10 protein-coding genes and 1 pseudogene are annotated in these 12,393 nt (G+C 66.0%); 9 read left to right on the top strand and 2 right to left on the bottom strand.

Translation table 11 applies throughout. The features are described 5' to 3' along the window. A pseudogene (locus tag U1839_RS24080) lies at nucleotides 1–94 on the top strand (IS5/IS1182 family transposase); the annotation flags it as partial. Between the two features lie 287 nt (nucleotides 95–381). Here the strand turns inward: U1839_RS24080 and U1839_RS24075 are convergent. Then, the gene (locus U1839_RS24075) at nucleotides 382–2,142 is read right to left on the bottom strand and encodes a class I adenylate-forming enzyme family protein (RefSeq protein ID WP_332806104.1); all 1,761 of its coding nucleotides are present in this window, start codon (nucleotides 2,140–2,142) and stop codon (nucleotides 382–384) included. A 129-nt stretch (nucleotides 2,143–2,271) separates the two neighbouring features. On the opposite strand from U1839_RS24075, the gene U1839_RS24070 reads away from it, so the two are divergent. The 8 genes from U1839_RS24070 (at nucleotide 2,272) to U1839_RS24035 (ending at nucleotide 11,553) form a co-directional block, all read left to right on the top strand. After that, nucleotides 2,272–3,492: a serine hydrolase domain-containing protein gene (locus U1839_RS24070; protein WP_332806103.1), complete on the top strand. Its 1,221-nt coding sequence runs from the start codon at nucleotides 2,272–2,274 to the stop codon at nucleotides 3,490–3,492. 122 nt (nucleotides 3,493–3,614) lie between these two features. After that, entirely contained in the window at nucleotides 3,615–5,645 is a 2,031-nt protein-coding gene (locus U1839_RS24065; RefSeq protein ID WP_332806102.1) for a 3-hydroxyacyl-CoA dehydrogenase NAD-binding domain-containing protein, read from the top strand. Beyond that, a complete protein-coding gene (locus U1839_RS24060) occupies nucleotides 5,642–6,952 on the top strand; it encodes an amidase family protein (protein WP_332806101.1) in 1,311 nt (436 codons plus the stop codon). The genes U1839_RS24065 and U1839_RS24060 overlap by 4 nt, the downstream gene beginning before the upstream one ends. Next, the gene (locus U1839_RS24055) at nucleotides 6,953–8,137 is read left to right on the top strand and encodes an acyl-CoA dehydrogenase family protein (RefSeq protein ID WP_332806100.1); all 1,185 of its coding nucleotides are present in this window, start codon (nucleotides 6,953–6,955) and stop codon (nucleotides 8,135–8,137) included. It abuts the gene before it with no gap. Between the two features lie 223 nt (nucleotides 8,138–8,360). Further along, the gene (locus tag U1839_RS24050) at nucleotides 8,361–9,488 is read left to right on the top strand and encodes an acyl-CoA dehydrogenase family protein (RefSeq protein ID WP_332806099.1); all 1,128 of its coding nucleotides are present in this window, start codon (nucleotides 8,361–8,363) and stop codon (nucleotides 9,486–9,488) included. Further along, a complete protein-coding gene (locus U1839_RS24045; protein WP_332806098.1) occupies nucleotides 9,488–10,378 on the top strand; it encodes an acyl-CoA thioesterase in 891 nt (296 codons plus the stop codon). Before U1839_RS24050 ends, U1839_RS24045 begins: the two co-directional genes overlap by 1 nt. Then, a complete protein-coding gene (locus U1839_RS24040) occupies nucleotides 10,375–11,178 on the top strand; it encodes a dienelactone hydrolase family protein (protein WP_332806097.1) in 804 nt (267 codons plus the stop codon). The genes U1839_RS24045 and U1839_RS24040 overlap by 4 nt, the downstream gene beginning before the upstream one ends. 108 nt (nucleotides 11,179–11,286) lie before the next feature. Beyond that, entirely contained in the window at nucleotides 11,287–11,553 is a 267-nt protein-coding gene (locus U1839_RS24035) for a hypothetical protein (RefSeq protein ID WP_332806096.1), read from the top strand. A gap of 33 nt (nucleotides 11,554–11,586) precedes the next feature. On the opposite strand, the gene U1839_RS24030 is transcribed toward U1839_RS24035, so the two are convergent. After that, the gene (locus U1839_RS24030) at nucleotides 11,587–12,387 is read right to left on the bottom strand and encodes an SDR family NAD(P)-dependent oxidoreductase (RefSeq protein WP_332806095.1); all 801 of its coding nucleotides are present in this window, start codon (nucleotides 12,385–12,387) and stop codon (nucleotides 11,587–11,589) included. Nucleotides 12,388–12,393: the final 6 nt, after the last annotated feature.

Genomic DNA, 12,393 nt, shown 5'->3' with positions numbered 1-12,393 from the left:
CTGGGAACGATCCATCGAAAGCTCGACCGCATGGGCAACCATCGCCAGCATCCGCATGATCACCCGCAGAATCGCAAGAGTCTCAATCAGTTGAGAAACTTTTGAATCAGGCTCTAAATCTGCCACAAGCTCAGCAGGGAAGCCGGCAAAGTGGGCGCCCTCATACCTCTGCTGCCATCGCTCAACGTCATTCACCAAAGACGCTGACAACTCCATCGAGGCCGGCTCGACATAACCGCCGCGCGCAGCGTCCCTCACACCTGTACCGGACAGCATCCCGTCGATCAGAAAGTCGAATTTCATTGTCGCAGCATAATCGGTAAGCTTGGGATCTGACAATTACAGCCTCCACCAATCCCGGCCGCTCCTTCGCCCGCTCCCCTAAGCCGCCACCCGATCCTCAAACAGCACCTTCAGATCCTTCTTCAATATCTTGCCATTGGCGTTGCGCGGCAGCGTGTCGTGGACGAAGCGGATCGCGACCGGTGTCTTGAACACCGCGAGGCGCTCGCGCACCCAGGCCTGGAGTTCGGCTTCGGTCGCGGTCATGCCGGGGGCGAGGTGGACGACGGCGGCGGGTTCCTCGCCGAGCGTGCGGTGCGGGATGCCGATCAGCGCGCAGTCGGTGACGGCGGGATGGGCGTAGAGGACATTCTCGACCTCGGTCGAATAGATGTTCTCGCCGCCGCGGATCACCATGTCCTTGGCGCGATCGACGATATAGACGAAGCCTTCATCGTCGAGCCGCGCGAGATCGCCGGTGCGGACCCAGCCATCGACGAAGGTCGCGGCGGTCGCCTCGGGCTTGTTCCAGTAACCACGCACGATCATCGGCCCGCGCGCCCACAACTCGCCAACCTCGCCGACCGGCAGTTCGGTGACGCCATCCTCGGCGACGATCCTGAGATCGGCCACCGCGACGGGCGGGCCGGCGCTCGACGGGCGATTGAGATAATCCTCGGCGGCGTGGCTGGTGACGGTCGCCATCGTCTCGGTCATGCCCCAGCCATTGCCGGGCAGCGCGCCGAACTCGCTGTAGATGCGGCGCACCAGTTCGGGCGCCGAGGGCGCGCCGCCATAAGCGATCGATTCGAGCGAGGAGAGATCGTAATTGGCGCGATCGGGATGTTCGAGCAGTTGCCAGGCAATGGTCGGCACGCCGCCGGTGATGTGGACCTTTTCCCGCTCGATGATCTCCATCGCGCGGATCGCGTCCCATTTGCGCATGAAGATCATCGTCGATCCGCTGGCGAGCACGCCCATCATCGTCGCGCTGCACGCGGTGACGTGGAACAGCGGGATGCAGGCGAGGAAGGTGCGCGGCTGCGGCGCCGGCGGCTCCTCACCGCGGCGCAGCGCGGCGCGCGCGCCAGCATAGCCCGAGGTCATGATGTTGGTAGTCAAGTTGCGATGCGTGCCGAGCGCGCCCTTGGGGTTGCCGGTCGTGCCACTGGTATAGAAGATCGTCGCATCGTCGTCGGGCGCGATCGCCACCTCGGGCAGCGCGGCCTCGGGCAGGTCGGCATAGCCGGCGGGGGTGCCGATGACGTCCTCGAGCCGCGAGGCGCGGCCATCGAGCGCGGTCGAGGCGCGCGCCACGACGATGCGCTCGACGCCGGGCAGGGCCGGCATGTCGGCGGACAGGCGCTGGTAACGCTCGTCGTCGAGAAACAGGATGCGCGCACCCGAATCGTCGATGCCATATTCGAGCTCGCCCGCCGTCCACCACGCGTTGAGCGGCACGACGATCGCGCCGATGCTGGCGGCGGCGAAGAAGATCACCGGCCATTCGGGCAGGTTGCGCATCGCCAGCGCGACGCGGTCGCCCTTGGCGATGCCGATCTCGCCGAGCCATGCGGCCAGCCGCGCCACGGCACGGTAATTGGCCTCATAGGTGACGCGTTCATCTTCATAGATGGTGAGGATGCGGTCGCCATGCGCGCGCGTCGCGGCGACGAGCCAGGCGAGCGTCGGCGGCGCGTTCTTCCACACCCGCGTCGGCACGCCGTGAACATCCATCGTTTCCATCTCGAAGCGCTCGCCCGGCGCGGTCAGCGCATCGCGCGCCTCGGCCAGCGAAAGCTTCGGCCATGCCGGGTCGAGCGCGATCAGCGGTTCGGTCTCAAAAGCCGCGTCACTCACTCTGCCTTCTCCTCATGAATTGAAAACCGGGTTCGGCTGCCCGGCCATTTTCCGTAAGGTTATAGTTGATTCGAGCCGCACTCAAGGCAATAGGGACCCAGTGTTTCGAAATCGGGGTATGGAGACTTTATGCGAATCGCCGATGCCGCAAAGCATGGATTCGACCCTGCCCGTCTGGCGCGGATCGATGCGCTGCTCGACGAACGCTATGTGGCCTCGGGCAAGCTGCCCAACGCCCAGTTGCTGATCGCGCGCGATGGCGAGATCGTCCACTTCGCCAATATCGGCGCGGCGCGCGAGGGCGGCAAGGCGATCGACCAGGGCTCGCTGTTCCGCATCGCCTCGATGACCAAGCCGATCACCTCGATCGCGTTCATGATGCTGGTCGAAGAGGGGCTGGTCGCGGTCGACACCCCGGTCCATCACGTCCTGCCCGAATTCAAGGGCGTCGGCGTCTATGAAGCGGGCGGCGGCGGCGTGCCGTTCGCGGCGCGGCCGACGACCGAGCCAATGCGCATGGTCGACCTGCTGCGCCACACCTCGGGGCTGACCTACGGCTTCCAGAACCGCTCGAACATCGACGCCGCCTATCGCGAGGGCAAGCTCGAGAACTGGCATGGCAATCTCGATCTCGACGGGTTCGTCGCCGCACTGGGCAAGCTGCCGCTCGAATTCTCGCCCGGCACGGCGTGGAATTATTCGGTGTCGACCGACGTGCTCGGCGCGGTGGTCGAGCGTGTGTCGGGGATGAAACTGCCCGCCTTCTTCGCGACGCGGATCTTCCAGCCGCTCGGCATGGAAGACACCTTCTTCGAGGTCTCGGCAGGCAAGATCGACCGGCTGACCGACTGCTATACCTTCGTCCCCGGCAAGGGCCGCGTGATGTACGATCGCGGCAGCGAGAGCGCGTGGAGCCGGATGCCCAAGCTGGTGTCGGGCGGCGGCGGCCTGGTGTCGACCGCGCTCGATTACGACCGCTTCTGCCGCATGTGCCTGAATGGTGGCGAGCTGGAGGGCGCGCGGATCGTCGGGCGCAAGACGCTCGATCTGATGAGGCAGAATCACCTGCCCGGCAAATCGGATCTCGCGGCGATGTCCAAGTCGCTGTTCAGCGAGGCGGCCAATGCCGGGACCGGCTTCGGCCTCGGCTTCGCGGTCAATGTCGATGTCGCGCGCTCGATGATCCCCGGCTCGGTCGGCGAATATTATTGGGGCGGGATGTTCTCGACGGCCTTTTTCATCGACCCCGTCGAGCGGCTGCACATGGTCTTCATGACGCAGATGTCGCCGTCCAACACCTATCCGATCCGCCGTGAGCTCAAGACGATGATCTATGCCGCGATGACCTGAGCAATAGCTTTCCCGGCGAAGGCCGGGGCCCAGTGGGGACGGCCGGGCAACGGGCCGCAACGCTGGATAATGTTCGTTTCGATACTGGACCCCGGCCTTCGCCGGGGAAGGAGTGAATAAAAATGACCTCGCCGATCACCACCGAACGCCATGACGATGTGCTCGTTATCATCTCGAACAACCCGCCGGTTAACGCGCTCGGCGCGGCGGTGCGTCAGGGCCTCGAAGCCGGCATCAAGGAAGGTCTCGCCGATGCCAGCATCAAGGCGATGGTGATCCGCTGCGACGGACGCACCTTCTTCGCCGGCGCCGACATCACCGAATTCGGCAAGCCGTTCGTCGAGCCCGGCCTGCCAACCGTCGTCGACATGATCGAGGCATCGGACAAGCCGGTGATCGCGGCGATCCACGGCACCGCGCTGGGCGGCGGCTGCGAGGTCACGCTCGGCTGTCATTATCGCATCGCCGTCCCCTCGGCGAAGATCGGTACGCCCGAGGTCAAGCTCGGCCTGCTGCCCGGCGCGGGCGGCACGCAGCGCATCCCGCGCATCGCCGGGGTGCCGCTGGCGCTGGAGATGACCGCCAAGGGCGATCCGATCTCCGCGAAGAAAGCGCTCGATGCCGGATTGATCGACCGGATCGCCGGCGAAACCAGCCTGGTCGACGATGCCATCGCCTTTGCGCGCCAGATGGCCGATGCGCGTCCCCTGCCCCGCGCCAGCCAGAAGGTTGCCAAGGCCGACCCCGAGGCGGTCGCCGCGTTCAAGAAGGAAAATGCCAAGCGCTTTCGCGGCTTCGACGCGCCGGCGGCGAACATCGCCTGCGTCGAAAAGGCCAGCGACGGATCGAGCTTCGAAGAGGGCATCGCCTTCGAGCGGCAGGAATTCATGAAGCTGATGATGGGCACGCAGTCCGCCGCGCAGCGCCACATCTTCTTTGCCGAGCGCCAGGCCGCCAAGATCGACGGCATCCCGAGCGACATCAAATTGCGCGAGATCAAGCGCGTCGGCGTGATCGGTGCCGGCACGATGGGCGGCGGCATCTCGATGAACTTCCTGTCGGTCGGCATACCGGTGACGATCGTCGAGATGGCGCAGGAAGCGCTTGATCGTGGCGCCGGCGTGATCCGCAAGAATTACGAGGCGTCAGCGGCCAAGGGCCGATTGAAGCCCGAGCAGGTCGATGCGGCGATGGGCGCGCTTACCCCGACGCTCGATTTCGACGCGCTCGCCGATTGCGACCTGATCATCGAGGCGGTTTATGAGACGATGGAGGTCAAGAAGGAGATCTTCGGCAAGCTCGACAAGATCGCCAAGCCGGGCGCGATCCTCGCCTCCAACACCTCGTACCTCAATGTCGATGAGATCGCCGCCTGCACTGCGCGGCCGCAGGACGTGCTCGGCATGCATTTCTTCTCACCCGCCAACGTCATGAAGCTGCTCGAAGTGGTGCGCGGCGCCAAGACCGCGCCCGACGTACTGGCGACGGTGATGGCGCTGGCCAAGACGATCAAGAAGGTCGCGGTGGTCGCCGGCGTGTGCCACGGTTTCATCGGCAACCGCATGCTGATGCCGCGCCAGGTCGAGGCCAACAAGCTGCTGATGGAGGGCGCGACGCCCGAGCAGATTGACCGCGTCCATGTCGCCTTCGGCATGCCGATGGGGCCGTTCCAGATGAGCGATCTCGCCGGTGTCGATATCGGCTGGCACCGCGACCCGACCCGGATCGAGAATATCCGCGATGCGCTGGCCGCCGAGGGTCGCTGGGGGCAGAAGACCGGCAAGGGCTTCTACGATTATGACGAGAAGCGGAACCCGACACCGAGCCCGCGCGTCGCCGAGATCATCGAGGATTTCCGTTCGAAATCGAACCTGCAGAAGCGCGAGATCAGCGACGAGGAGATTGTCGAGCGGACGCTGTACACGCTGGTCAATGAGGGCGCGCTGATCCTCGAGGAGAAGATGGCGCAGCGCGCATCGGACATCGATGTGGTGTGGATCTATGGCTATGGCTGGCCGGTCTATCGCGGCGGGCCGATGTTCTGGGCCGACACCGAAGGTCTGAAGAAGATCGTCGCGGGCCTAGAAAAGCACGGCTTCAAGGTCGCCGAATTGCTCAAGAGCAAGGCGGAAAGCGGCGGGCGCTTCAATTGAGCGAAAGCTCCGCCCTCGAAACGGCAGCGGCGATCCGCCGCGGCGAGACGACCGCCTTGCAGGCATGCGAGGCGGCGATCGCCCGGATCGAGGCGCGCGACGGCGCCTTGAACGCGGTCGTCGTGCGTGATTTCGATCGCGCGCGCGATCAGGCGCGTGCGGTCGATGCCGGACCGCAGGATCTGCCGCTGCTCGGCGTGCCGATGACGGTGAAGGAATCATACAATGTCGCCGGCCTGCCGACGCATTGGGGCTTCACCGCGCATCGCGACTTCATCGCGTCGGAGGACGCGGAACTGGTCAAACGGCTGAAGCGCGCCGGGGCGGTGATCCTCGGCAAGACCAATGTGCCGGTCGGGCTGGCCGATTTGCAATCGAACAACCCGATCCATGGCCGCACGCACAATGCGATCGACCCGACGCGCAGCGCGGGCGGGTCTTCGGGCGGCGGCGCGGTCGCGCTGGCAGCGGGCATGGTGGCGCTCGAACTGGGATCGGACATTGGCGGTTCGATCCGCGTGCCGGCGGCGTTCAACGGCGTGTGGGGGCACAAGCCGAGCTATGATGCGCTGTCCTCGACCGGCCACAGCTTTCCCGGCACCGACGGCGCGCGCGCCGCGCTGGGCGTGTGCGGGCCGCTGGCGCGCGATGCCGACGACCTGGTCGCGGCGCTCGACGTGCTGTCGGACTTTCCGTTGCCCGCGGCATCTGTACGTGGTGCCGATGGCTTGCGCGTCCTGCTGCTGACATCGCATCCGCGCGCGCAGGTTCAGGCGTCGATTGTTGCGGCGCTGGAACATGCTGGCACGGCGCTGGAAATTGCCGGGGCAACGGTCGACCGGACCAGCGAGCTGCTGCCCGACCTGAACGAGCAGCACCGGCATTATATACACATGCTCAACATCGCGATGACGCGCGGCGCGCCGTCGCCGGGCCGCGACGCGCCGACGCTGGCCGAATGGTTCACGCTCGGCGACGAGCAGGCGCGCAACCGGCGTGCCTGGGCGGCGTTGTTCGCGCACTATGACGCGGTGATCGCGCCGACCGTCGGCATGACCGCCTTCCCGCATGACGACACGCCGCTGGCCGAGCGCAGCCTGACGATCGACGGCGTCGATACCAAATTCGGCGCGCAATTCGCCTTTCCCGGGATCGCCACCTTCCCGATGTTGCCCGCCACCTCGGTGCCGATCGGCACCGATGCCGACGGTCTGCCAATCGGCGTGCAGGTGATCACCGATATGTGGCGCGACCATGATGCCATCGCGATCGCGCGCACGCTGCACGATCTAGTCTGGAGCAAGTAGATGACCGACCTCGATACGTTCCGCGCCAAGACGCGCGCCTGGCTGGAGGCGAACTGCCCGGCGGAAATGCGCGAGCCCGTGCGCAGCGAGAAGGACGCGGTGTGGGGCGGGCGCGACCAGTCGATGCTGACGCCGGCGCAGAAGAGCTGGATGGACGCGATGGGCGCGCGCGGCTGGACGGTGCCCGACTGGCCCAAGGCCTATGGCGGCGGCGGGCTGAGCGCGGCCGAGACCAAGATATTGCGCGAGGAGATGGCGCGACTGAAGTGCCGCAACCCGCTCAACAGCTTCGGCATCTCGATGCTCGGGCCCGCGCTGCTGAAATATGGCACCGCGGAACAGAAGCTCGACTATCTGCCCAAGATCGCGCGCGGCGAGATTCGCTGGTGCCAGGGCTATTCCGAGCCCAATGCCGGCTCCGACCTCGCCAGCCTCGCGACGTCTGCCGAGGACAAGGGCGACCATTATCTGCTCAACGGCCAGAAGGTGTGGACCTCTTACGCTGACAAGGCTGACTGGATCTTCTGCCTGGTGCGCACCGACAAGACGACCAAGCAGGGCGGGATCAGCTTCGTGCTGTTCGACATGGCCTCGCCCGGCGTATCGACCAAGCCGATCCTGCTGATCTCGGGCTATTCGCCCTTCTGCGAGACCTTCTTCGACAATGTCGTGGTGCCGAAGAGCCAGCGCGTCCATGACGAGAATAGAGGCTGGGACGTCGCCAAATATCTGCTCGGCCATGAGCGCGAGATGATCTCGGGCATGGGGCTGGGCTCGACCGGCGGCAATCCGCTGATCGAGGGCGCCTTGGCGACGATCGGACTCGACCATGACGGCAAGCTCGCCGACCCGCTGCTGCGCGGCCAGATCGCGCTGTTCGAGGTGCGGTCCAAGGCGTTCGCGATGATGTCCGAGCGCTTCATCGACGAATTGAAGGCCGGTCGCGCGCATCCTGCACAGCCGTCGATGATGAAATATTACGGCACCGAGCTCAACAAGAGCCGTTACGAGCTGATGATGGCGTCGGGCGGGTCGGACGCGCTCGAATGGGAGAGCGACGCCTCGAACGGCGGCGCGACGCCGCGCGCCTGGCTGCGCACCAAGGCCAATTCGATCGAAGGCGGGACCAGCGAGGTGCAGCTCAACATCATCGCCAAGCGCATCCTGGAATTGCCGGGGGCGTGATGAACCTCCCTCTCCCCTCCGGGGAGAGGGCAAGCGAGCGAAGCGAAGCGCGGGAGAGGGGCAGGACAGAACGCTGCCGTCCGCGTGACTGCCCCTCTCCCCTACCAGCATTGCGGGAATACTCGGGTGCGGAATGCCCCCGGCATTCCGCAGATCATGCCGGGGGCATGATCGACCCGAGTTTCACGCAATGCTCCCCGCAAGCGGGGAGAGGGAGAAGAAAATGCCACTGAATCTCAACGACGAACAGGCGATGCTGCGCGATACCGCGAAGGGCTTTGTCGCCGAGCATGCGCCGGTCAGCCATATGCGCGGCCTGCGCGACAGCAACGACGCCACCGGCTTCAGCCGCGAGCTGTGGAAGCAGTTCGCCGAGCTGGGGCTGACCGGCATCCTGATCGGCGAGGACCAGGGTGGCCTTGGCCTCGGTCACGTCGAGGCAGGGATCGTGCTGGAGGAGATCGGCCGCAACCTGTCCCCTTCCCCGTTCCTGTCCACTGCCGTCGCCGCGGTCGCCGCGCTGACCGGCACGCCGCATGCCGCGCGCTGGTTCCCCGGCATCGTCGCCGGCGAGACGGTCGCCGCGCTGGCGATCGACGAGGCGGCCAAGCATCGCGACACGATCGGAATGAAGGCCGAGCGGTCGGGCAATGGTTTCAAGCTCACCGGCAAGAAGCAGTTCGTCACGCACGGCCATGTCGCCGACCTGCTGATCGTCGCGGCGCGCACGGCGGGTTCGCCCAATGACGTCCATGGCATCACGTTGTTTGCGGTCGACAAGGGCGCCGCCGGCCTGACCAACAAGTCGGAGCGGCTGGCCGACGCGAGTCTGGCTGCGCGGATCGATTTCGACGGCGTCGAGGTCGATGCCGACGCGGTGATCGGCGAGGTCGATGCCGGCGGCGAACCGCTCGCCCGCCTGCTGCGTGCCGGACGCACCGGCGCCTCGGCCGAACTGCTCGGCGTCGGCGGCGGCGCGATGGACATGACCGTCTCCTATCTCAAGGAGCGCAAGCAGTTCGGCGTCGCGATCGGCAGCTTCCAGGCGCTGCAACACCGCGCCGCGCATCTCTATGCGGAGATGGAGGTGGCGCGCGCCGCGGTGCTCAAGGCGCAGCAATTGCTCGATGCGGGCGATGCGGGTGCGGATGCGGCGGTGTCAGTTGCCAAGGCGATGACCGCACTTGCCACCACGCTCAGCGTGCAGGAAGGCGTGCAGATGCATGGAGGCATCGGCATGACCGACGAATATGACATCGGCTTCTACATGAAGCGCGCACGGGTGCTCGCCGAGATGTTCGGCGACGCCAATTTCCACGCCGACCGGATCGCCAGCGCGGCAGGCTATTGATGGATATCAGCACGCCTGCCGACACGCCGCCGGAAAAGCTCGTCAGCGGTCTCGTCGACCTACTCGATATCGAGGAGATCGATCGCGACCTGTATCGCGGCAAACGCCAGCCCGGCGGTGTCGGGCGGGTGTTCGGCGGGCAGGTCATCGCCCAGGCCTTGCAGGCGGCGCAGCGCTCGACCGAGGCGCCCAAGGTGGCGCATTCGCTGCACGCCTATTTCATGCGGCCGGGCAATGAGGACTTCCCGATCATCTACCGCGTGGTGCGCGATTTCGAGGGGCGCAGTTTCGCGACGCGGCGGGTGATCGCGATGCAGCGCGGCGAGCCGATCCTCAACATGGCGGCAAGCTTCCAGACGCCCGAGGACGGGCTGCGGCACCAGGATCCGATGCCCGACGTGCCGGGCCCCGAGTCGCTCCAGTCCGAAGCCGAACTGCGCCGCGACATGGCCGACGAAATCCCCGAAAAGTTTCGTCGCCACATGCTGCGTGGGCGGCCCGTCGAGATCCGCCCGCTGCAACCGCGCAGCTGGTTCCGGCCCGACAAGCGCGAACCGCAGCAGGACAGCTGGTTCCGGCTGGTCGCGCCGATCGGCGACGATGCGGCGATGCACCGCGCGATCCTCGCTTATGCCTCCGACATGTCGCTGCTCGGCACGGCGACGCTCGCGCATGGCGTCAACTGGATGACGCACAATCTGCAGACCGCAAGCCTCGACCATTCGCTGTGGCTGCATGAGGATTTTCGCGCCGACGAATGGCTGCTTTATGCCTGCGACAGCCCCTGGGCGGGCCATGCGCGCGGCTTCAACCGCGGCAAGATCTACACGCAGGACGGGCGGCTGGTGGCCAGCGTGGCGCAGGAAGGGCTGATGCGGTTGCGCGAATGACCGACCTGCTTTCCGCCGACATCGCCGATTTTACGCGGCGCGACTTCACCTTTGGCGGGAAGACCAAGTCGGTCCTGTGCATCGGCGACCGCGGCCCGGCGGTGATCGCAATCCATGATATCTTCGGCTTTACGCCGCCACTGGCGCGCTTTTGCCGCTGGGTCGCGGCGGCGGGCATGCGGGTCTATGCGCCGATCCTGATCGGGACGCCCGATGCGCGGAATCGCGAGAAAACCGGTACGCTCGATATCTTGCGGCTGTGCGTCAGCCGCGAATTCACGCTGTTCCGCACCGGCCGATCGAGCCCGGTGGTCGACTGGCTCAAGCCGCTCGCGCACCAGGCGCATGCCGAATGCGGTGGGCCCGGCGTCGGCGTGATCGGCATGTGCCTGACCGGCGGCTTCGCACTGTCGATGGCGGTCGATCCGGTCGTTCTCGCACCGGTGCTCTCGCAGCCCAGCATGCCAGTCGGCAGCCCGGACGGACTCGATATTTCGGCGGCCGACCTTGCGACGGTGCAGCAGCGCGCGTGCAGTGAGGGGCTCACACTGCGCGGCTATCGCTTCGAAGGCGATACGCTGGCCAGGCACGACAAGTTCGTCACGCTCGACAAGGCGTTCGGCGCGGCCTTCATCGGCAGAGAGCTGCCCGACTCGTGCGGCAACCCGGCCGGCATGATCAGCGAAGGCAAGCCGCCGCACAGCGTGGTGACGCGCGACCTGATCGACGCGGCCGGCGAACCGACGCGTGCCGCTGCGGACGAGATCATCGCCCATTTCAAGGCGGTGCTCGGCGCCTGAACGGCGTGCGACCAGATGAACGCCAGACTTCAACCCGGTTCAGCAACCCGAACCACGCTCGCGCGTAGTCTTCCGGCTGTCCCGATCCCCGGGATGAAAGGAAGTCCGATGAACTTGATCAAAACCATCGCGGCGGCCGGTTTGCTTTTGTCGACCGCCACGATCGCGACCGGTGCCGAGGCGCAGGATTATCGCGACGGCCCGCGGTACGAACAGCGCGACCATCGCGGCGGCTATGATCGCGACCGGCATGATCGCCGCGACGATCGCCGCCATTATGGCTGGGACCGTGGCCATCACTATGGCTGGGATCGCCACCATCGCCGTTGCTGGACCGAGTGGCACCACCACCGCCAGGTGCGCATCTGCCGCTAAGCGAAGTGTCGGGGCGGCCGAGCGCCGCCCCGATCACACCGCGGTCTTGCCATATTCCTGTTTGGTGACGGGATGGCTCGATGACAGGCCGCCATCGACGGCGATCGCCTGACCGTTGACGTAACTGGCATCGTCGGAGGCGAGGAACGCGGCAACCTTAGCAAGCTCCTCGGGCTGGGCGCCGCGGCGCAGCGGGTTGAGCCGGCCGACACGATCCATCTTTCCCGCCTCGCGAGCATAATCGAAGGTCGGCTTGGTCATGCCGGTCTCGGTCAGGCCGGGGCAGATCGCATTGACACGGACATTCGAGCCGGAAAGCTGCTGTGCGGACACTTGGGCAAGATTGATCACACCGGCCTTCGATGCCGAATAGGCCGGCGACCCGGCGCCCGAGCGGATGCCCGCGACGCTGGCGGTGAGCACGATCGCCCCGCCGCCGCGCTCGGCAATCTTTGGCGCGGCATGCTTGATCGCGAGATACGGGCCGATCAGGTTGACGCGGAGCACCTCGGTGATCAGCGCGACATCGGTATCGAAGATATTGGCCATGCCGCCCGAAATGCCGGCATTGGCGAACATCACGTCGAGCCCGCCGAAGCGCTCGACCGCCAGGTTGATGGCCCGGATGACGTCTTCCTCGTTGCCGGCATCGATGCGGATCGCGTGCGCGACGCCGCCTTGCTCGACGATTTCGGCGGCGACGTCCTCGGCCGCTTCGGTCTTGTCGGCGACGATCACCTGCCCGCCCTCGCGCGCGAAGAGCATGGCGGCGGCGCGTCCGATGCCCGATCCCGCACCGGTGACGATGATCGATTTGCCGACGAAGCGCATCATTTACAC

This window comes from Parasphingomonas halimpatiens (assembly GCF_036663795.1).
In the GTDB taxonomy this organism is placed as follows: Bacteria; Pseudomonadota; Alphaproteobacteria; order Sphingomonadales; family Sphingomonadaceae; genus Sphingomonas.
The sequence above is the reverse complement of the archived record's forward strand: the minus strand, read 5'-3'. Positions and strand labels throughout refer to the sequence as shown.